A 21013-nucleotide genomic window follows, 5' to 3' on the forward strand; every position below is an offset into this window, starting at 1 on the left:
GGCGAGATCAGAAGAATGTCGAGACAGCGGCGTCCAAAGCGTCGCGCATGTCCGGGTCGTCCGTGATTGGGCGCACCAAGGCCACTCGGCAGGCGGCCTGCGCGGCCACGCCTTTGGCGATCAGGCTGCCCGCGTAGATCAGCATGCGGGTGGAGATGCCTTCGTCCAGGCCATGGCCCTTGAGGTTGCGCGCACGTTCAGCGATGCCAACCAACTTGCCTGCCACGTCGGCGCTGACACCGGTCTCGTGGGCCACGATCTCGGTTTCGATGGCGTGTTCGGGGTAGTTGAAATCCAGCGCACCAAAGCGCTGTTTGGTGGACTGCTTGAGGTCCTTCATCAGGCTCTGGTAGCCCGGGTTGTAGGAGATGACGATCTGGAAGTCCGGGTGGGCCCTGACCAGCTCGCCCTTTTTCTCCAGCGGCAGCACGCGGCGGTTGTCGGTCAGCGGGTGGATCACCACGGTGGTGTCTTGCCGCGCTTCGACGACTTCATCGAGGTAGCAGATGGCTCCCAATCGTGCGGCCATGGCGAGCGGGCCGTCTTGCCAGCGGGTGCCTTGCGCGTCGAGCAAGAAACGGCCAACCAGGTCGGAAGCCGTCATGTCTTCGTTGCAGGCCACGGTGATGAGCGGCTTGTTGAGCTTCCAGGCCATGTACTCGACGAAGCGCGTCTTGCCGCAGCCGGTGGGGCCCTTGAGCATCATGGGCATGCGCACCGAGTAGGCGGCATCAAACAGCTCGACCTCGTCGGCCACCGGGCGGTAATAGGGTTGCTGTGCGACGCGGTAGGCGTCGAGGGTGTCGCTCATGTTCGTCTCCGTTGCTTCTCGTTCGCCTACACCGCGTGGCACGGCGCGGCCGACTCCGTTCGTGTCCCCCGCCGGCCTGCGGCCGGCTCCTCCTTTACCTCACTGCGTCAGCCATCCCGCGCCACGCTCACGAGCACTCAGCAGAAAAGACATTCCAGCCAAACGTCCGGAGCGCGTGCAGTGACCAGAGATGCCGTGGAACTGGCTCCGCCAGGCCACAGGCATCGCCCCCTGGGGGGTGACGCCGCAGGCGGCGCGGGGGGATCACCAATCAGACAGTCTTCCCGCGGAAGATCACCATGCTCGCACCCTGCGACTGCTTGAAGTTGTCGTAGCCAATCAGGCGAATGTGGTTGTCCGGGTTCGCTTTGCGGCAGGCTTCGCATTCGGCCAGCACCACGTCCACGTCGGTCTCGCCAAACATGGGCAGCTTCCACATGTACCAGTAGGAGTCCATCAGGTACTGCGGCTCGATGTGCTCAATGGCCGGGTTCAATCCCTTTTTCACCAGGTATTGCACCTGCTTGCGGATTTCCTCGGTGGTCATCGCGGGCAGGTACGAAAAGGTCTCGAACTTGCGGCTGGCCGGGTCGGAGAGGCGGGAGTTGTAGTCTTGCATGCTCATGGTGTGTGTCCTTTAAAAAATGGGGCTGCGTCCGACAGGTTCACTTGTGAGCGATGTCGAGCTTGTCCACCGTGTCAAATTCGAACTTGATCTCTTTCCAGGTTTCCATGGCGATCTTGAGTTCGGGCGAGTGTTGGGCGGCGTCCATCAGCACGGTCTTGCCTTCCTTCTCCACCGCCACACCCTCGTTGCGCGCCTTCACGCAAGCTTCCAGTGCCACGCGGTTGGCGGCGGCGCCGGCGGCGTTGCCCCAGGGGTGGCCCAGCGTGCCGCCACCAAACTGCAGCACCGAGTCGTCGCCAAAAATGTTCACCAGTGCGGGCATGTGCCAGACGTGGATGCCGCCCGAAGCGACCGGCATCACGCCAGGCATGGAGCCGAAGTCCTGGTCGAAGAAAATGCCGCGGCTGCGGTCTTCTTTGATGAAGCTGTCGCGCATGATGTCGATCCAGCCCAGCGTGGAGGCGCGGTCGCCTTCGAGCTTGCCCACCACGGTGCCCGAGTGCAGGTGGTCACCGCCCGAGAGGCGCAGCACCTTGGTCAGCACGCGAAAGTGGATGCCGTGGTGCGGGTTGCGGTCGAGCACGGCGTGCATGGCGCGGTGGATGTGCAGCAGCATGCCGTTGTCGCGGCACCAGTTGGCCAGGCCGGTGTTGGCGCACAGGCCACCGGTCAGGTAGTCGTGCATGATGATCGGCGAGCCCAGTTCCTTGGCGTATTCGGCGCGCTTGTACATCTCTTCGGGCGTGGGCGCGGTCACGTTGAGGTAGTGGCCCTTGCGCTCGCCGGTCTCGCGCTCGGCCTTTTCGATGGCTTCCTGCACGAAGTCGAAACGCTGGCGCCAGCGCATGAAGGGTTGCGAGTTGACGTTCTCGTCGTCCTTGGTGAAGTCCAGGCCACCGCGCAGGCATTCGTACACGGCGCGGCCGTAGTTCTTGCCCGACAGACCCAGCTTGGGCTTGATGGTGCAGCCCAGCAGCGGGCGGCCGTACTTGTTCATGATGTCGCGTTCGACCTGGATGCCATGGGGTGGGCCACCGCAGGTCTTCACATACGCGATGGGGAAGCGGATGTCTTCCAGACGCAGGGCGCGCAGGGCCTTGAAGCCAAACACGTTGCCCACCAGCGAGGTCAGCACGTTGACCACCGAACCTTCTTCAAACAGGTCGATCGGGTAAGCCACGAAGGCGTAGAAACAGGTGTCGTCCCCGGGGACGTCTTCGATGCGGTAGGCGCGGCCTTTGTAGTAGTCCAGGTCGGTCAGCAGGTCGGTCCAGACCGTGGTCCAGGTACCGGTGGACGACTCGGCGGCCACGGCGGCGGCCACTTCTTCGCGGTCCACACCGGGCTGTGGCGTGATCTTGAACACCGCGAGGATGTCGGTGTCCTTCACGGTGTAGTGGGGTTCCCAGTACGTGCTGCGGTATTCCTTGACACCGGCGTTGTAGGTTTTCGTGGCCATGCTTGCTCCTGTTCGGGTGGTTCTGAATGCGGTTCTTCGGCGCTCAACACGCGGGTGAAAGACTTTCGAAGCCCGTCGTTTTGCGTTGAACTGGAGCGGATTGTTGGCCAGCCAGACGATAAATAAAAGTAAAATGTTTAGACCGTTACGTTAGATTTTTATAAATGCATTGGAGCCATCGGTATGCACCTGCGCCACGCCACCTTGCACCAGCTGCGCATATTTCTGGCGGTGGCACGCCACTGCAGTTTTGCGCGTGCGGCCGAAGAGCTGCACCTGTCACCGCCCACGCTGTCGCTGCAGGTCAAGCAGCTGTCGGAAACGGTGGGGCAACCGCTGTTTGAGCAGCTGGGGAAAAAAATCTTTTTAACGGCCGCTGGCCAGACCCTGGCCGAGGCCTGCCAGGACATCGAGGGCCGCATGGAACGGCTGTCGCAAGACCTGGCCGCGCTGCAGGGCGTGGAGCGCGGCAGCCTGAAGCTGGCGATTTTGACCACGGTCAAATACACCGTGCCCAAGCTGCTGGGCGGCTTTTGCGCGGCGCACCCCGGCATCGACGTGGCCATGGTGGTGGGCAACCGCGAAAACCTGCTGCAGCGCCTGGCCGCCAACCAGGACGACCTCTACATCATGGGCCAGCCGCCCGAGCAGATGGACGTGGTGTGTGAAGACTTTGCCGACAATCCGCTGGTGCTGGTGGCCCCGCCCAACCACCCGCTGGTGGGCCAACAGAACCTGTCACCCCAGCGGCTGATGAACGAGCCCTTCATCTTGCGCGAACCCGGTTCGGGCACACGGCTCACGGCCGAGAAGTTTTTTGCCGCGCAAGGCGTCACCCTGAAGAACCGGCTCGAAGTCGGCAGCAACGAAGCCATCAAACAAACCGTGGCGGGGGGGCTGGGGCTGGCAGTGCTCTCGGCCACCACGGTGGTGTCAGAACTGGCGCTGGGCGAGCTGGTGCTGCTGGATGTGCAGGGCTTTCCGCTCATTCGGCGCTGGCATGTGGTCTACCCGCGGGGCAAGCGGCTCTCGGCCGCGGCGCTGGCCTTCAAGGCCTGGCTGTTTGAGCACCGCGAGCAACGCGGCTGAACCACTCAATCTGCGGTTGCCTCGGCTTCGGGCAAGCGCGCAATCAGCACCTGGTCGATGCGCCGGCCATCGAGCACCAGCACCTCAAAACGCCAGCCAGCCGCATGGACCTCCTCGCCCTGTTGCAGCAACTCGCCCGCCACGGTCTGCATCAAGCCGGCCACGGTGTTGTAGCGGCCCTTGTCTTCGTCGGGCAGCTCCTCAATGTCCAGGCGCGACTTGAGCTCGGCCACCGGCATGGCCCCGTCCACCAGCCAGGCACCGTCGTCTCGCTGGGTGGCCCAGGCGTCCACCGCGGCCTCGGGTGACAGCTCGCCGGTGATCGCTTCCAGCATGTCCAGCGGGGTCAGCAGACCCTGCACCACGCCGTATTCGTCCACCACAAACACGATGCGGGTGGCGCGCTCGCGGAACTGCTCCAGCAGCTCCATGCCGGTCAGGGTTTCGGGCACAAACACGGCCGGCTGCACGTGGCGCATGAGCGGCTCGTTGTCGCCTTCGGCCTGCAAAGCCAACATGCGCGGCAGGTGGATCACGCCCACCACGTCTTCCAGCCCGCCGCGGCACACCGGGTACCACGAATGGCCGGTGGTCCAGGCCTTTTGCACCGCGTCGTCGATGCTGTCCTGCGCGTCCAGCCACTCGATCTCGGAGTGCGGCACCATGATGGACGTGAGCTGGCGGTCGTCCAGCAAAAACACATTGCGCACCATCTGGTGTTCGTGTTCTTCAATGATGCCCGCGTCAACGCCCTCTTCCAGGCTGGCATTGATCTCTTCTTCGGTCACATGCTGCACAGCGTTGCTGTCCACACGCAACAGCTTGAGCATGCCTTGCGTGGTCTGGGTCAGCAGCCACACAAACGGCTTGGCGGCCTTGGCCACAAAGGCCATGGGGCGAGACACCCAGCGCGACACGGTCTCGGGGTAGAGCTGGCCAATGCGCTTGGGCACCAGCTCGCCAAACACAATGGTGATGAAGGTAATGACCACCACCACGATGGCCGTGGCCGTCACGTTGGCCGTGGTGTCGGCCATGCCAAAGGTTTGCAGCCAAAGCGCCAGTTTGCCGCTGAAAGCGGCTTCACCCACGATGCCGTTGAGCATGCCGATGGAGGTAATGCCCACCTGCACCGACGACAAAAACTGGGTCGGGTTTTCCAGCAACTTCAGGGCGGTGATGGACCCCTTGTCACCGGCCTCGGCCATGGCCGCCAGACGCGCCTTGCGGCTGGAGGCCAGCGCCAGCTCGGACATGGCGAAAGCGCCATTGAGCAGCGTGAGAAAAACAATGAGGAGGATGTCCATAATCGGTCGATGGCAATTTACATGATCGGCGATGTGCAGGGCTGCGATGAAGCCCTGGGCCGCCTGCTCGAAACAGTTGATTTTTCACCCAGCCGCGACACGCTGTACCTGCTGGGCGACCTGGTGAACCGGGGCCCGCAGTCGCTGGCGGTACTGCACCGCTTGATGGCGCTGGAAGGCTCGGCCCACTGCCTGCTAGGCAACCACGACCTGCACCTGCTGGCTACCGCGCACGGCGTGCGCAAGCCGCACCGCAGCGACACGGTGCAAGACATCCTGAACGCACCCGACCGCAGCGCCTTGCTGGACTGGCTGCGACACAGGCCCATGGCGCTGTATGCACACGGCTGGCTCATGGTGCACGCCGGCCTGCTGCCGCAGTGGGATCTGACGCAGACGCTGGCACTGGCGGGCGAACTGGAAACCGTGCTGCGCAGCCCCGGTTGGGCCGATTTTTTGACCGGCATGTACGGCAACCAGCCTGACTTTTGGAGCGACAGCCTGCGCGGGGCCGAGCGCCTGCGCGTGATCGTCAACAGCCTCACGCGGTTGCGGTTCTGTTCGGCCCAAGGCGTGATGGAATTTGACGCCAAAGACGGTGCCGACACCGCCCCGCCGGGGTTCATGCCCTGGTTTGACGTGCCCGGACGCCGCACCGCCGGTGTGCCGATGGCGTTTGGCCACTGGTCCACGCTGGGCGCGGTACAGCGCGAAGGCGTGTTGCCGCTGGACACCGGTTGCGTATGGGGTGGTTGCTTAACGGCGGCGCGTGTTGGCAGTGCACCGGGCAGCTTTGAGCTGCTCTCGGTGCGGTGCGCGCAAGCACGCAAACCAGGCAAGGACTGAAGCGACACCGTGGGCGAGCCTGAAAGGCTCAGATTTCCTCGGTCGTGCTGGCCACCGGGCTCGGGGCCTGTGCGGGCGCTGCGGCCTCGGGGGCCTGCACCGGTGCTGGTGCACGCTTGAACAAAGCCGCCACTTTCTTGCGGGACTTGATGTTGGGCGACAGGCTGCGTGCCGCAGCCGGCTGTGAGGCTTCCCACGACGGCTTCACGTCGGCACCCACACTGGGCTCGTAAGGCTTGTCAAACAAGGGATCGGCCGGTGCGCGCGGCGCACGCGGGGCGCGACCAGCCGAGGCCGAGCGCGGGTCAAACTCAGCCCGGCCCCCGCCACGGCCTTCACGCGGTGCGCGGCTTTCACGGGCTGCGCGAATTTCACGGTCTTCGGTGGCTTCCGGCTGCTTCCAGGCGCGCTGGCCGTCGTTGAAATGGCCAGCTGGGCGCTTGTCGGCTTCCAGCTCCAGCGCTTCGAGTTCCAGTTTTTTGCCCAGCAACTTTTCCAGATCGCCCATCAGACGCGTGTCGCGTGCGCTGACAAACGACACCGCCAGGCCCGAGGCACCCGCGCGGCCGGTGCGGCCAATGCGGTGCACGTAGTCTTCGGCGTTGAAGGGAATGTCGAAGTTGAACACCGCCGGCACGTCCTTGATGTCCAGACCGCGCGCGGCCACATCGGTACACACCAGCAAATCCACCGCACCGCTCTTGAAAGCTTCCAGCGCTTTCAGGCGTTCGTCCTGGCTTTTGTCGCCGTGCAGGGCGGTGGTGTTCAGGCCTTCACGCTCCAGCGAACGCGCCAGCCGGGCACAACCCAGCTTGCTGTTGACGAACACAAAGGCCTGCTTGAGACCGCGCTCGCTCAAAATTTTCTTCAGCACGTGGCGCTTGTCGTCGTCGTCCACGCGGTAGAAATGCTGCTCCACCGTGGAAGCCGTGGCGTTGGAGCGCGCCACTTCAATGGTCACCGGGTCTTGCAGATAGCTGCCCGCCAGGCGCTTGATTTCGGGCGAAAAAGTGGCCGAAAACAGCAGCGTAGTGCGCTGCTTGGGCAGGTAGCTCAAGATGCGCTGCAGGTCGGGCAAAAAGCCTATGTCGAGCATGCGGTCGGCTTCGTCGAGCACCACATATTCCACCTGGTTCAGCACGCAGTTTTTGGCTTCAATGTGGTCGAGCAAGCGCCCGGGCGTGGCCACCAGCACTTCGACGCCTTTTTTCAGCTCGGCGGTCTGGGGCTTCATGTCCATGCCGCCAAACACCACCGCGCTGCGCAGGTTGGTGTACTTGGCATACAGCTTCACTTGCTCGGCCACCTGGTCGGCCAGCTCGCGCGTGGGCAAAAGCACCAAAGCGCGCACCGGGTGCCGGGCGGGCGAGGTGGAGGCGTTTTCGTGCTTCATCATGCGCTGCAGAAGCGGCAGCGTGAAGGCGGCGGTCTTGCCGGTGCCGGTCTGGGCGGCGCCCATCACGTCACGGCCTTGCAACACCACCGGAATGGCCTGCGCCTGGATCGGCGTCATGTTCTCGTAGCCCATTTCGGCCACGGCACGCTCCAGCGAAGGAGAAAGGGAGAGTTCGGAAAAAGATTGGGTCATTTCTGTATCGGTTAGCCCGCTATTGTCTCACTTTGACCCGAAATCACCCAATCAGCCCGCGTCTGGCTTCGCTCTGGGGCCATAGACGGCCTTACAAATTGCGGGCGTTGAAGGTGTCGCACAAGGGCACCTGGCCTTGTTCCAACCCGATGTGGAACCAGCGCTGGCGCTGCGCACTGGTGCCATGGGTGAAGCTGTCGGGCACGATCTGCCCCTGGCTCTTGCGCTGCAGGGCGTCGTCACCAATGGCCGCAGCGGCGTTGAGCGCTTCTTCCACATCGCCGGGCTCCAGAATGGCCTGGGTCTTGTGGTTGTGGTGCGCCCAGATGCCGGCAAAACAGTCGGCCTGCAGTTCCAGCCGCACGCTCAGGGCGTTGTATTCGCGCTGGCTGACACGGCCGCGCATCTGGTCCATCTTGTCGGTGATGCCCAGCAGGTTTTGCACGTGGTGGCCCACCTCGTGGGCAATCACATAGGCCTGCGCAAAGTCGCCAGGGGCGCCAAGCTCGCGTTTGAGCGTGTCGTAAAAGCTGAGGTCGATGTAGACCTTTTCGTCGCCCGGGCAATAAAACGGCCCCATGGCGGACTGACCCGTGCCGCAGGCGGTGGGCGTGGCGCCGCGAAACAACACCAGGCGGGGTTTGCGGTATTCGCTGCCGCCCTGGCGAAACACCTCACCCCACACGTCTTCGGTGCCGCCGAGTACAGCGGCCACAAACTGGCCCATGTCGTCGGTGGGTTTCTGGGTCGCCGCTGGTGCGCTCTGTGTCTGGGCCGGGGCCATGAGGTCGCCACCGCCGCCCAGCACACCCAAAATGGTCATCGGGTTGATACCGAACACCCACCCCGCCACCAGCGCAATGGCGATGGTGCCCAGGCCAATGCCTTTGCCACCGGTGCGGCGACGGCCACCCGTGGGCAGGCCAGCACCCGGCTGCGAGCGCCGGTCTTCCACCTGGTCGGACTGGCGGTTGTTGCCCCACTTCATGGCTGCAACGCCGTCGAATGGGCCAATGGCTGCGGGCAGGCAAGCGTTAGAACGTGCATGGTTTCTCCGGGATCTGCGGTGGGGTGTGGGGAACTCGGCGGTTGCGCGAATGGTCGCACAATGCCTTGGCAACCGAACAGCACGGCCCCGCTTTTCAAACGCAACTCAACGCAACGGCACCGCCACACCCATTATGCAAACAGCCCGCCACTTGCAACCCCACCGGTTTACGCCGGCAGCGCCATCTCGGCGCGCAGCGTGGCGTTGTGCCGCAGGTGTTGCTTTGGCGTCGCTGTTGCTGCTGGCCGGCTGCGCCAGCACGCTCACAGCCAAGGTGACCCGTTTCAACCAGTGGCCAGCCGACGCAGCCGGCCAGCGCTTCAGCTTCGCGCCGGCCGAGCCTGAAAGGGAACTTGAAATGGCGGCTTACCAGGCGCTGGTGGCCACCGAGCTGGAGCGCCTGGGTTTGCAGCCTGCGCCTGCGGGAGAGACAGGGCCGTTTGTGGTGCAGCTGCAGGCCACGCTGAGCGAACGCGAGCGCAAGCGGCTGGAAGCGGTGTACAGCGACCAGTGGGTGTACGTGCCGCCCTGGCGCGATGCACAAGGGCGGCTGTTGGGTGGCCACTGGGTGCCCGACCCCATGGGCGTGCGCTACGTGGGCGACCGCGAGGTGACCCGCACGGTGCAGGAAAGTCGGCTGCAAGTGCGCATCACGGCAGCCCAAGCGCCCACCGGCGTGGCCCGCACGGTGTTCGAGGCCACCGCCGTGCACGACGGCCGTGACGGCGATCTGGTGGAGGTGGTGCCTTACCTGGTGCGGGCCGTGTTTCAGGACTTTCCGGGTGCTAACGCTCAGGTGCGGCGCATCAGCTTTGAGCTGAAAAAACCCTGACTCTGCGCCCAGTGCAGCACACAACCGACACAAAAAAGCGCTGCCATGCAGCGCTTTTTTTATGAATTCGAGAGGCGTTGCTTGACGCTCGCGCCCCTCACACCATGGCGGGCTTGAAGTCGCTGGTGGGGCGACCCTGGAAGTCGGTCCAGCAGCGGCGGGTGAAGTCGTACAGCTTGCATTTGCGGGCGGTGTCAAAGTACCAGGCCCACGAAAATTTCTGCACGATGATGCGGCCTGGCAAGGCCTCTTCCAGCACCTGTTGTGCGCCTTCGAGCTTGTAGAGCGGAATGCTCATGTCCACGTGGTGCGCGGTGTGCTCCATGATGTGGTGCATCAGCGCGCCAATGCGCATGGGGAAGGTCATGTGCACCGTGGTGGAGACAAACGGAGCGGCCTTGGCCCAGGCGGCTTTTTCGTCGTGCCACTGCACGGCGGTGTGCGTGTGGTGCACGTACACCACAAAGCCGATCATGGCGTTCCAGAACATAAACGGCACCACAAAGCCATAGCCCAGGGTAGCCCACACCGACTGCCCGGTGGCAAACGCTGCGGCCACCAGTGCGCCGATCCACACCAACGCGCTGGCAACCACGTACACGCCGTCCCACATGAATTCTTTGCGCTGGGTGCCCATGTAGGTTTTGCGCGGGAAGAACATGCGCAGCCACCACATTTCAATCAGGTAATAAAACGCCGGGCCCAGGCCGCTGCGGTAGAGCCGCTCCAGCGCACGGCGGGTAGGGGACAGCGCTTCAAACTCTTCTTTGGTGAGCGGTGCCCACACAAAGTCCACGCCCTTGAGGTTGGTGTACCCGTGGTGCACCACGTTGTGCCCCACTTCCCACAGGCTGTAAGGCGTGAGCGACACGGTGAAGGCGATGCGGCCTAACACGCGGTTCAGGCGGCGGTGCGGGGTGTAACTCTGGTGGCAGGCGTCGTGCCCGATGACAAACAGCCGCCCGATCATGAAACCCGCCGCCATGCCGCACAGCAGCTTGGCCCACCAGGCGTCCAGCCACACGGTGCCAGCCATGAGAGCCGCGTAAATGACCAGATCCAAGGCCAGCAAAAACACCGCCAGCGCGGTGCGGCGCTCGACGATGGGCGCCAGCCAGCCGCGGATCACCTTGCGGTGCGGCAGGGGCTGCCCCAAGGGAATGGGTTCAGGATGCTGGAACGAAGGGGAAACGTGAGACATGGAGCAGATGGGGAGGTAGGTCCCGGGAAGCACACACGGAAGGCGTGCGGTACACACAAACGCCAGCCAAAGCCAGCGAGGAACACGCAGCGACACCACCGGGGGTGCCCGCAAACAGGAAGCGCGATGCTAGCCGGAGCGCTGCCCCGCCGCTTTGATGCATGTCAAACAGCCCATGCCAGCCCGGGCACTCAGGTCTTGGGCAGCGTCACGCCCACCTGGCCCTGGTATTTGCCGCCACGGTCTTTGTAGCTGACTTCACAGACGTCGTCCTTGTCGCTCTCAAAGAACAGCACCTGGGCGCAGCCTTCACCCGCGTAGATCTTGGCTGGCAGCGGCGTGGTGTTGCTGAACTCCAGCGTCACATAACCTTCCCACTCGGGCTCGAACGGGGTCACATTGACGATGATGCCGCAGCGCGCGTAGGTGCTTTTGCCCAGGCAAATGGTCAGCACATTGCGCGGAATGCGGAAATACTCCATGGTGCGCGCCAGCGCAAAACTGTTGGGCGGAATGACGCACACGTCTTTGTTGATGTCGACAAAGCTGTTTTCATCAAAGTTCTTCGGGTCCACCACGGTGCTGTGGATGTTGGTGAACACCTTGAATTCGGGCGCACAACGGATGTCATAACCGTAGCTGCTGGTGCCGTAGCTCACGATTTTTTCGCCAGCGGCGTTTTGTCGGATCTGGCCCGGCTCGAAGGGCTCGATCATGCCGTGCTGCTCGGCCATGCGGCGGATCCATTTGTCGCTCTTGATACTCATGCTGGTGTGCTCCGTGGAATAGCTGCCGATTGTACGGACGCAGCCCTGCACCGCTGAACGCGTCAGCCCGTCACTGTGCGGACAACAACCCGGTCATCGCCCAGCACGATGAGCGCAAACAGCAATTCTTCCAGGCTGTTGGCCTGGGCGGTCTTGCGTGCCAGCAGCGGCGTGGCCTGCGGGTTGAGCACCACAAAGTCGGCTTCGCAACCCGGCTGCAAGTTGCCCACCACGCCGCCCAAGCCCAGCGCCTGCGCGGCGCCTGCCGTGTGCTGCCACCAGAGCTGGCCGGGGGTCAGGCTCAGGCCGGTCTTGGTGTGTCCCTCACGGCCCACGTAGTAGGCCGCCAGCATGGTGTGAAACGGTGAAAAACTGGTGCCCCCGCCCACGTCGCTGGCCAGGCCGTAGCGCATGCCCGCGGCGTCGGCGGCGGCGTAGTCAAAAAATCCGCTGCCCAGAAAGAGATTGCTCGTGGGGCTGATGGCGGCTGCGGCGCCGGTTTGCTGCATGAGCGCACGGTCGGCCGTGTCCAGGTGGATGCAGTGGGCGTAAATGGCGCGCTCGCGCAGCAGGCCGAAGTCGGCGTACACGCTCAGGTAGCTGCGCGCGTGCGGAAAAAGCTCGGCCACCCACTGCACCTCGTCGCGGTTTTCGGCCACATGCGACTGCACCCAGACGCTGGGGTAGCGGGCGGCCAGCTCGCCCGCGCCGCGCAACTGCTCGGGCGTGCTGGTGGGCGCAAAACGCGGCGTGATGGCGTAGCCCAGGCGGTCCACGCCGTGCCAGCGCTGGATCAGCGTTTCGGTGTCGATCAGGCTTTGCTCGGTGTCATCGCGCACGCCGTCGGGGCTGTGCCGGTCTTGCAGCACTTTGCCGGTGATGAGGCGCACGCCCCGGGCCTGAGCGGCTTCAAACATGGCGTTGACGGAACTCGGGTGCGAGGTGGCAAACGCCAGCGCCGTGGTGACACCGTGGCGCAGCAACTCGTCCAGAAAAAATTCGGCCACGCCGCGTGCGTAGTCCATGTCTGAAAACCGCGACTCGTGCGGGAAGGTGTAGTTTTCCAGCCAGGGCAACAAGCCCGCCGCGGGCGCCCCGATCACATCGGTTTGCGGATAGTGGATGTGCATGTCCACAAACCCCGGCGCAATGATGTGGCCCCGCAGGTCTTCAATGGCCACACCGGGGAAGCGGTCCACCAACGCGGTATGGTCGCCCACGGCGCGCACCACGCGCTGCCCGGTGGCATCTGGCCCCACCACCAGCAGGCCATCGGGCTCGAAGACGGGGGTCTGGTCGTCGGCAAAACGGAGAACGGCGGCGCGGTAGGCTTTCATAAGGCCTTGAGCTTAGCGGGGTTCTGCCCCGCAGGCATACCGCTCTTGGCATAGTTGCCATGCCGGCAGACACCCCGCCAACCGTCAGTGACCCAGCTTGGCCTGCACGCCGTCCACCAGCCAGTTCATGTTGAGAATGTCGGCGTCCGACAGCGCCTGCCCCGCGCCGATGACCACCTGGCCCTCGTTGCTGAGCACCGCGGTTTTGGCCGCAAACACCCGCAGCTTGCCGGCCGCCATATCGGCCTGGCGCGCCAGCACTTCCTGGCGAACAGCAGCCGGCACCTTGCTGCCGAAACCGTCCACACGCACCATGCCGTCCTTCACGCCGCCCCACACACTGGCGCTCTGCCAGGTGCCGTCGAGCACCGCCTTTACGCGGCGGGTGTAGTAATCGCCCCACAAGTGGGTCACGGCCACCACCTGCGCATCGGGCGCCACCTTGCGCATGTCGGAGTGGTAGGCCACGGCCAGCTTGCCGCGCTCTTGCGCAGCGGCCATCACCGCGGTGGAGCCGGTGTGAAACGCCAGCACTTCGGCGCCCTGGTTCATCAGCGTCATGGCGGCGTCGCGTTCGCGCGGCGGGTTGAACCACTCGCCCAGCCAAACCACCCGCACCGTGGCCGCGGGGTTGACCGAGCGCATGCCCAGCGTGAACGCATTGATGCCCTGAATCACCTCGGGAATCGGGAAGCCCGCCACGTAACCGGCCTGACTGGCCATGCGGCCCGCCGCAATGCCAGCCAGGTAGCGGCCTTCGTAGTAGCGCGCGTTGGCAGTGGCCACATTGAGCGCATTTTTGTAGCCGGTGATGGACTCGAACTTCACGCCCGGAAATTCTTTGGCTACCTTGAGCGTGGGCTCCATGTAACCAAAACTCGGCGTGAAGATAATGCCGTGCCCCTGACGCGCCAGGTCGCGGATGACGCGCTCGGCATCCGCACCCTCGGCCACGTTTTCCACAAAGTGGGTTTGCACCTGGCTACCCAGCGCAGCCGCCACCGCCAGGCGGCCCTGCTCGTGCTGGCGCACCCAGCCCGCTTCGGTGAGCGGGGCCACATACACAAACGCGGCCTTCAGCGGTGCACCCGGCGGCGACTGGCCGGCCGTCTGTGCGGTCGTGGCGAGGGGAAAAGAAAAGAAAAAGCTGGTAACCGCCAAGGCGCAGGCGCGCCGGGTCACGAGGTTTTTGTACATGGTGGTCCTCTACATGGCTTCCGTGAATAAAAAAGCGAGCCGGGGAAGCACCGGCTCGCAGGCTGCATTTTAACCCGCCACCTCCTGCGCGCTGGCGCCACGCCTGCACGCCGTGCAGGCGCTGCGGTGCCCTGAACAAGCTAAGTGCAATTACGTAGCGACAGCAGAAGGTTTTGCCTTTCCAATCTGTGTGCAGCGACATGTGAAAAATGCCGCACCACAGACGTCAACCAGGAGACAAAAGAATGAAGCAGAAAGACATGCAGGACGTGATCGGCGGCCTGGGGTTGGCCGCCCTGGGCACATTCGCCGCCGTCTACGCCCAGCGCTACGAGTTCGGCGACCTCAACCGCATGGGCGCAGGCTACTTCCCGGTCACGCTGGGTGCGTTGCTGGCGGTGCTTGGGCTCATGATCGCTATCCCAGCCTTCTTTCGCAGCGGGCCAGCCATCTCGGTGCAGTGGAAAACTTTCGCGCTGATCATGGCCAGCATCGTGGCGTTTGCCCTCACGCTGAAGGTGCTGGGTCTCATTTTGGCCACCATGCTGTCGGTGGTGCTGGCCACGCTGGCCGACAACGAAACGCGCGGCAAAGGCCGTCTGATGATCGCCGGGGGCGTGGCCGCTGTGACCTACCTGGTGTTTGGCTTCGGTTTGAGCATGAGCCTGCCCATCTGGCCCTGGAGCCCCTGATGGGCGGAACCACCCAGCCCGCTCACACCACACAACACTGAGAGACACAACACCATGGACATTCTCAACGGCCTGATGATCGGCCTTGAATCGGCGATGAACCCGGTCACGCTGCTGTATTGCTTCATCGGCGTATTTCTGGGCACGCTCATTGGCGTGTTGCCAGGCATCGGGGCACTCGCCGCGATCTCGCTGCTGCTGCCCATCACGTACCACATCCCACCCACCGCAGCCATCGTGATGCTGGCGGGTATTTACTACGGCGCCCAATACGGCGGCTCCACCGCGTCGATCCTGCTGAATCTGCCCGGCACCCCATCGTCGGCAGTGGCCTGCCTGGACGGCTACCCCATGGCCAAGCAAGGCCGTGCGGGTGTGGCGCTGTTCATGACCACGATCGCCTCGTTCGTGGGTTCCATGCTGGGCATTTTGGCGCTGGTGTTGTTTTCACCCGCCATTGCAGAGCTGGGCCTGAAATTCGGCGCCGCCGAGTACTTTGCCATGATGTTGCTGGGCCTGATTGCGGCGTCGGCGCTGGCGTCGGGCTCGCCAGCCAAAGGCCTGTCGATGGTGATCCTGGGCCTGTTGCTTGGCACCGTGGGCACCGACGTCAACTCGGGCCAGGCCCGCTTCGACTTCGGCATACCCGAACTGATGGACGGCATCAACCTGGTGGCGCTGGCCATGGGCATGTTTGGCGTGTCTGAGGTGATCTCTGGCATCAACCAGGTCCGTGGCAGCGAGGTCAAGGAAAAGATCACCATGCGCACCATGACGCCCACGCGCAAGGATGTGAAAGATTCGATCATGCCCATGCTGCGTGGTACCGGCATCGGCAGTTTCTTTGGCGCCCTGCCCGGCACTGGCGCATCCATTGCGTCGTTCATGTCCTACGCCGTTGAAAAGAAGATCGCGAAAGATCCCAGCCGTTTTGGCAACGGTGCCATTGAGGGCATCACCGCACCCGAGGCAGCCAACAACGCAGCCGCTCAAACTGCCTTTGTGCCCACGCTCTCGCTGGGTATTCCGGGCGACGCCGTGATGGCCCTGATGCTTGGCGCGCTGATCATTCACGGCATCCAGCCGGGGCCCATGCTCATGTCGCAGCAGCCCGAGCTGTTCTGGGGTTTGATCGTGAGCTTTGGTATCGGCAACGTCATGCTGCTGGTGCTCAACCTGCCCATGATTGGTATGTGGGTTGCCATTTTGCGCATCCCATACCGGGTCTTGTTCCCCGCCATTCTGGTGTTCATCAGCCTCGGGGTTTACAGCGTCAACAACAACACCTTTGACGTCTTGATGGTCGCGGGCATTGGTGCTGTGGGCTACTTGCTGGCGGTGTTCAAGTTTGAAGCGGCCCCCCTGTTGCTCGGTTTTGTGCTGGGCCCGCTCATGGAAGAAAATCTGCGCCGCGCCCTGTTGCTGTCACGCGGCGAGCTGTCCACCTTCATTGATCGCCCCATCAGCGCCGGCTTCCTTGCCTTTGGTGCTGCCATCCTGCTGTGGAGCGCCTGGGGTTCACTGAAGAACTTCATGCGTGCCCGCGAAAGGGAAGCAGACGCCCAGCAGATCTGACCCTGCTGCGCTGAAAAGCACAACGCCGTGGGCATCCACTTGTGATGCCCACGGCGTTTTTTATGGGTGTTTCAAACCTTCAAGTCAAACGCTGCCACCACTCGGTTCACAGCGGCATACAGGCTGCTCCGCTGGGTATCGCTCACAAAACTGGCTTCAACACTGTTGCGCGCCAGGGTAACCACCTCGGCTTCGGACAAGCCCAGCGCGGCCACCGTCTGCTCAAAGTTGGCGTTCATATAGCCACCAAAATACGCGGGATCGTCTGAATTCACCGTCACACAAAGCCCCGCGTCCAGCATCGTTTTCAGCGGGTGCTCGCGCAGGTCGCGCACCACGCACAGTTTCAGGTTGGACAACGGACACACCGTGAGGGGCAGGCGCGTGTGCGCCAGTTCAGCCACCAGCAGCGGGTCTTGCAGGCAGGCCACACCGTGGTCGATGCGCTGCACCTTCAGCAGGTCGATGGCTTGCCACATGTAATCGGGCGGGCCCTCCTCGCCCGCATGCGCCACCAGGCGCAAACCCAGCTCGCGGCAGCGGGCAAACACGCGCTCGAATTTTTCGGGTGGGTGGCCGAGTTCGCTGGAATCGAGCCCTACGCCAATGAAGTGCTCGCGGTAGGGCAGCGCGGCTTCCAGCGTGGCAAAAGCGTCTTCCTCGCTCAGGTGGCGCAAGAAACACAGGATCAGCGCCGAACTGACGCCCAGCTCGGTTTCGGCCAGGCGGCAGGCGCTGGACAGCCCTTCCACCACCGTGGCCATGGGCACTCCGCGGGCGGTGTGGGTCTGCGGGTCGAAAAACAGCTCGGCGTGGATGACGTTGTCGGCCTTTGCGCGCAGGAAATAGGCCCACGCCATGTCGTGAAAATCTTGCGCTGTCAGCAACACGCTGGCGCCAGCGTAATAAATGTCCAAAAAGCTCTGCAAGTCGGTGAAGGCGTAGGCCGCTCGCAGAGCCTCCACGCTGGCGTAGGGCAGCTTGACGCCGTTGCGCTGGGCCAGCGCAAAAATCAACTCGGGCTCCAGCGAGCCTTCAATGTGGATGTGCAGCTCGGCTTTGGGGATGGCGCGGGCCAGCGCCACAGCGCGTTCAACAGCGGGGTTGGTCATGTCAACTCCAGAAAGGTTTCAATGCAGGGGTCGGTGTTCAGCACACACCGAGCGACACGCCCAAACGGGCCAGGTAGCGGCGGTAGGCGCTCGACATGCGGTCGGCCGGGCTGTGCACTTCGGTCATGGGCAGGTCTCGCCCAATGGGCAGGGCCTTGGGTTGCTGAGATTCAACGATGGGCCGGTCTTGCGCAAACACCGCGTCCTGAAAGGCCCGCAGCTCTTCGTCGTCCGACAAGTCGCCCAGCGTCGCCATGGCAAACCAGGCGGTGCAAGACTCAGACGAGTCGGGCCGGATGAACAGCGCAATGGCGTTGCTCACCGGGTCGCCCTCGGTGGCGTCTTTGCGCAAGATGGCGGCAAACGGATGCGGCACGGTGTAGCGGTAGGCCACCCAGCCGCCGTCGCTTGCGCCCGCATAGGCGCGCGGCTGCCAGGCGCGGCAGTCGCTCGCCACCAGGCCTTCAGCGGTTTCCTGCACCTGGCCGGTGTCCACCTGCGCGTGGCTGCGTGCGCCCAGCCAGCCTTCGTGCACAAAGCCGAAATGGCTCAGGTCCAGAAAGTTTTCAACCAGGCGCGGTGCGCTGGTGTTCACCTCGTAGGGGCCACACAGCACCTGCCGCCACAGGGGGTCGTGCCACGGGTCAAACGCGGGGGGCTTCCGCAGGCCAGCAGGCACGCGGGTGCTGTCTGGGGCGGCCAGGCGCACCCACACCAGACCATGCTGCTCACAGGCCTCAAACACCGTGGCCGTGTGCGCCGCGGGCGGCTCGAACAGCGGCGCGGCAGGCACATGCACGCAGCGCCCACACGCGGCAGTGGCCTGAGCGGCCGCTGCGTCGCCGCCAAACTGCCAGCCGTGATACGGACACTCCAGCCGCGCGCCGTGCAGATGGTGCAACACCCGGCCCAGCGACAAGCGAGCACCCCGGTGCGGGCAGCGGTCGGCCCAAGCGTGCACCACACCCGGCGCGCCTTCGTGTCCCGGCTCGCGCCAGAGCACGAGCGACTGCCCCAGCAGCGCCACCGCCACGGGCGCTTCGCGCACGCTGTGCGAAGCGGTCACCGGATGCCAAAGCTGTGTTTCGATCATGTGGAACTCCTAAAAGCAAAAAAGCCGCCCGGAGACAGCTTTTTCGAGCGCCTGGGTTAGAGGCGCGTCAGACGGGTGCAGGGCTAGGCGCGGGTGTCAGGCCACCGGAATGGACTTGCGGTCCATGAGGATGGCCTGAACGGGACCCGCAACAACGCCATGCGCACGTAGGACGTGCCGAACTCAGTTAGGCACTTTGCCTTCTACGCCCTTGACGTAAAACTTCACACCACCCAGGAAAGCGTCGTCAGCCACGGCATCAGCCGCCAGCACTTCTTTGCCGGCCTGGTCCAGGATGGGGCCCTTCCAGATGGAGAACGTGCCGTCCTTCAAACCATTGCGGATTTCGTCCACTTTGGCTTTGGTTTCGGCAGGCACGTCTTCGGCCACCGACACCATGTCAATCGCGCCCTCTTTCACACCCCACCAGACACCACCCGTGCTCCAGGTGCCTTCCAGCGCATCTTTGGTGGCCTTGATGTAGTAAGGCGCCCAGTTGATGATGGCCGAACCCAGGTGGGCCTTAGGGCCGTAGGCGGTCATGTCAGAGTCCCAGCCAAACGCGCGCTTGCCCATTTTTTCAGCGGTCTGCAGCACGGCCGACGAGTCGGTGTTCTGGAACAGCACGTCAGCGCCGCCGTTGATCAGCGAGGTCGCGGCTTCCGTCTCCTTCGGTGGGTCGAACCAGCCGTTCACCCACACCACCTTGGTCTTGACCTTCGGATTGACCGACTGCGCGCCCAGGGTGAAGCTGTTGATGTTGCGGATCACTTCGGGAATTGGGATGGAAGCCACCACGCCCAAGGTGTTGGACTTGGTCATGGCGCCCGCGATCACGCCGGCCATGTAGGCGCCTTCGTAAGTGCGGCTGTCGTAGGTGCGCAGGTTGGCGGCTGTTTTGTAGCCGGTGGCGTGTTCAAACTTCACATCGGCGAAGTCAGGCGCCACTTTCAGCATGGGTTCCATGTAGCCGAAGGTGGTGCCGAAGATCAGTTTGTTGCCCTGACCGGCCAGATCGCGAATGACGCGCTCGGCGTCGGCGCTCTCGGGCACGTTTTCCACAAAGCTCGTCACGATCTTGTCGCCAAACTCGGCTTCCAGCGCCTTGCGGCCGTTGTCGTGCGCAAAGGTCCAGCCGCCGTCGCCCACCGGGCCCACGTAGGCAAACGCAATTTTCAGCGGCTCGGCCTTGGGCGCTTCCACCACAGCCGGTGCAGGCGCGGGTGCCGGGGCCGCCTCTTCTTTCTTGCCGCAGCCGATCAGCGCGGCGCTGGCCACTGCCGTCAGGGCAGCGAGCTTGATCAAGGAACGTTTGCTCAGGTCAGTCATGAAAACCTCTTGGAGGGTTGGGAGAGTTGAAGAAAATCAAACACAGCTGGTAATTGAAACACGAATCTGCACTGCAACGGTGCCTCGAAAACCGGCCGGGGACACCGCCGGGCCGGCGCTGCCGGACGGCTGGTGTCGCCCCCTGGAGGGTGACGCCGAAGGCGGCGCGGGGGGTACTTCATCAAGCACCGGGATAAAACGGTTTGCCGATCGACGTGGGCATGTTGATGCGAATCCAGGTGGGGTTGCGCGAGATCAGCACCAGCACCACGATGGTGGCCAGGTAGGGCATCATGGTCAGGAACTGGCTGGGCACGTTGACGCCAATGCCCTGCAAATGGAACTGCAGCATGGTGACGCCACCGAACAGATAGGCACCAAGCAATACCCGTGCCGGGCGCCAGGTGGCAAAGGTGGTGAGGGCCAGCGCGATCCAGCCCTTGCCGGCGATCATGCCTTCCACCCACAGCGGCGTGTACACGGTGGACACGTAGGCGCCCGCAAGCCCACACAGGGCGCCACCGGCCATCACGGCCATCAGCCGGATGCGGCGCACCGGGTAGCCCAGCGCATGGGCCGACTCGGGACTTTCGCCCACGCTGCGCAGAACCAGGCCGGCGCGCGTGCGGTACAAAAACCAGATCAACCCAAACACGATGCCCACACACACGTACACCATGGGGTGGTGGCGAAACAGCGCCGGGCCCAGCAGCGGAATGTCCCCCAGCACCGGAATAGCGAACTGGGCCTGCTCGGGCAGTTTTTCCTGCACGTAGCGCGTACCGGCGAAGGCCGAAAAACCGCCGCCAAACAGCGACAGCGCCAGCCCGGTGGCGTACTGGTTGGTGTTGAGCCAGATCACCAGGCCGCCAAAAATGGCAGCCAGCAAAGCCCCGGCCGCCATGCCGGCGGCAAACCCCGCCACGGTGCTGCCGGTGTGCACCACCGTGGCAAAACCGGCCAGCGCGGCGCACAGCATCATGCCCTCGGCGCCCAGGTTGACGATGCCGGCCTTTTCGTTGATGAGCAGGCCCAGTGAAGCAATGGCCAGCACGGTGCCGGCGTTGAGCGACGCGGCGATGAGGAGTGCGATGGATTCCAT

General features: G+C 63.8%; 19 protein-coding genes. 5 read left to right on the forward strand and 14 right to left on the reverse strand.

Features of this window, described 5'->3' with window-relative positions:
• Nucleotides 1–7: 7 nt before the first annotated feature.
• The 3 genes from AC0GNR_RS11475 to AC0GNR_RS11485 form a co-directional block, all read right to left on the reverse strand.
• Nucleotides 8–811 carry a CbbQ/NirQ/NorQ domain-containing protein gene (locus tag AC0GNR_RS11475; RefSeq protein ID WP_472901091.1) on the reverse strand — a complete coding sequence of 268 codons (804 nt, stop codon included), beginning with the start codon at nucleotides 809–811 and terminating at the stop codon, nucleotides 8–10.
• 271 nt (nucleotides 812–1082) lie between these two features.
• The gene (locus AC0GNR_RS11480) at nucleotides 1083–1436 is read right to left on the reverse strand and encodes a ribulose bisphosphate carboxylase small subunit (protein WP_472901092.1); all 354 of its coding nucleotides are present in this window, start codon (nucleotides 1434–1436) and stop codon (nucleotides 1083–1085) included.
• Nucleotides 1437–1476: 40 nt separating this feature from the next.
• A complete protein-coding gene (locus AC0GNR_RS11485) occupies nucleotides 1477–2898 on the reverse strand; it encodes a form I ribulose bisphosphate carboxylase large subunit (RefSeq protein ID WP_472901093.1) in 1422 nt (473 codons plus the stop codon).
• A 183-nt stretch (nucleotides 2899–3081) separates the two neighbouring features.
• On the opposite strand from AC0GNR_RS11485, the gene AC0GNR_RS11490 reads away from it, so the two are divergent.
• Nucleotides 3082–3987 carry a LysR family transcriptional regulator gene (locus tag AC0GNR_RS11490; RefSeq protein WP_472901094.1) on the forward strand — a complete coding sequence of 302 codons (906 nt, stop codon included), beginning with the start codon at nucleotides 3082–3084 and terminating at the stop codon, nucleotides 3985–3987.
• Between the two features lie 5 nt (nucleotides 3988–3992).
• Here the strand turns inward: AC0GNR_RS11490 and AC0GNR_RS11495 are convergent, their stop codons facing one another.
• A complete protein-coding gene (locus AC0GNR_RS11495) occupies nucleotides 3993–5294 on the reverse strand; it encodes a hemolysin family protein (protein ID WP_472901095.1) in 1302 nt (433 codons plus the stop codon).
• Between the two features lie 9 nt (nucleotides 5295–5303).
• Between AC0GNR_RS11495 and AC0GNR_RS11500 the strand changes: the two genes are divergently transcribed.
• Nucleotides 5304–6140 carry a symmetrical bis(5'-nucleosyl)-tetraphosphatase gene (locus tag AC0GNR_RS11500; protein ID WP_472901096.1) on the forward strand — a complete coding sequence of 279 codons (837 nt, stop codon included), beginning with the start codon at nucleotides 5304–5306 and terminating at the stop codon, nucleotides 6138–6140.
• A 28-nt stretch (nucleotides 6141–6168) separates the two neighbouring features.
• On the opposite strand, the gene AC0GNR_RS11505 is transcribed toward AC0GNR_RS11500, so the two are convergent.
• Both AC0GNR_RS11505 and ypfJ read right to left on the reverse strand, forming a co-directional pair.
• Entirely contained in the window at nucleotides 6169–7728 is a 1560-nt protein-coding gene (locus AC0GNR_RS11505) for a DEAD/DEAH box helicase (protein ID WP_472901097.1), read from the reverse strand.
• 91 nt (nucleotides 7729–7819) lie between these two features.
• Entirely contained in the window at nucleotides 7820–8716 is an 897-nt protein-coding gene (ypfJ, locus tag AC0GNR_RS11510; RefSeq protein WP_472901098.1) for a KPN_02809 family neutral zinc metallopeptidase, read from the reverse strand.
• Between the two features lie 283 nt (nucleotides 8717–8999).
• Between ypfJ and AC0GNR_RS11515 the strand changes: the two genes are divergently transcribed.
• On the forward strand, nucleotides 9000–9608 hold the full coding sequence (locus AC0GNR_RS11515; protein WP_472901099.1) for a DUF4136 domain-containing protein: 609 nt from the start codon (nucleotides 9000–9002) through the stop codon (nucleotides 9606–9608).
• 97 nt (nucleotides 9609–9705) lie between these two features.
• Here AC0GNR_RS11515 and AC0GNR_RS11520 read toward each other — a convergent pair whose 3' ends face one another.
• From AC0GNR_RS11520 to AC0GNR_RS11535, 4 genes are all read right to left on the reverse strand, one after another.
• On the reverse strand, nucleotides 9706–10809 hold the full coding sequence (locus AC0GNR_RS11520) for a fatty acid desaturase (RefSeq protein WP_472901100.1): 1104 nt from the start codon (nucleotides 10807–10809) through the stop codon (nucleotides 9706–9708).
• A gap of 191 nt (nucleotides 10810–11000) precedes the next feature.
• On the reverse strand, nucleotides 11001–11576 hold the full coding sequence (gene dcd / locus AC0GNR_RS11525) for a dCTP deaminase (protein WP_439115076.1): 576 nt from the start codon (nucleotides 11574–11576) through the stop codon (nucleotides 11001–11003).
• 62 nt (nucleotides 11577–11638) lie between these two features.
• Complete coding sequence (gene guaD, locus AC0GNR_RS11530) at nucleotides 11639–12913, reverse strand: guanine deaminase (protein ID WP_472901101.1); 1275 nt, start codon at nucleotides 12911–12913, stop codon at nucleotides 11639–11641.
• 84 nt (nucleotides 12914–12997) lie between these two features.
• The gene (locus tag AC0GNR_RS11535; protein WP_472901102.1) at nucleotides 12998–14110 is read right to left on the reverse strand and encodes a BMP family ABC transporter substrate-binding protein; all 1113 of its coding nucleotides are present in this window, start codon (nucleotides 14108–14110) and stop codon (nucleotides 12998–13000) included.
• Between the two features lie 245 nt (nucleotides 14111–14355).
• On the opposite strand from AC0GNR_RS11535, the gene AC0GNR_RS11540 reads away from it, so the two are divergent.
• Both AC0GNR_RS11540 and AC0GNR_RS11545 read left to right on the forward strand, forming a co-directional pair.
• Nucleotides 14356–14802: a tripartite tricarboxylate transporter TctB family protein gene (locus AC0GNR_RS11540; protein ID WP_472901103.1), complete on the forward strand. Its 447-nt coding sequence runs from the start codon at nucleotides 14356–14358 to the stop codon at nucleotides 14800–14802.
• A gap of 54 nt (nucleotides 14803–14856) precedes the next feature.
• Nucleotides 14857–16377: a tripartite tricarboxylate transporter permease gene (locus AC0GNR_RS11545; protein WP_472901104.1), complete on the forward strand. Its 1521-nt coding sequence runs from the start codon at nucleotides 14857–14859 to the stop codon at nucleotides 16375–16377.
• 71 nt (nucleotides 16378–16448) lie between these two features.
• Here AC0GNR_RS11545 and AC0GNR_RS11550 read toward each other — a convergent pair whose 3' ends face one another.
• From AC0GNR_RS11550 to AC0GNR_RS11565, 4 genes are all read right to left on the reverse strand, one after another.
• Nucleotides 16449–17489, reverse strand: a complete 1041-nt coding sequence (locus AC0GNR_RS11550) for an adenosine deaminase (protein WP_472901105.1) — start codon at nucleotides 17487–17489, stop codon at nucleotides 16449–16451.
• A gap of 37 nt (nucleotides 17490–17526) precedes the next feature.
• On the reverse strand, nucleotides 17527–18582 hold the full coding sequence (locus tag AC0GNR_RS11555) for a Rieske 2Fe-2S domain-containing protein (RefSeq protein ID WP_472901106.1): 1056 nt from the start codon (nucleotides 18580–18582) through the stop codon (nucleotides 17527–17529).
• A gap of 183 nt (nucleotides 18583–18765) precedes the next feature.
• A complete protein-coding gene (locus AC0GNR_RS11560; protein WP_472901107.1) occupies nucleotides 18766–19911 on the reverse strand; it encodes a BMP family ABC transporter substrate-binding protein in 1146 nt (381 codons plus the stop codon).
• Between the two features lie 181 nt (nucleotides 19912–20092).
• Nucleotides 20093–21013, reverse strand: coding sequence for an ABC transporter permease (locus AC0GNR_RS11565; RefSeq protein WP_472901108.1), 921 nt, complete (start codon nucleotides 21011–21013; stop codon nucleotides 20093–20095).

It is taken from the genome of Hydrogenophaga sp. LT287 (assembly GCF_055702805.1).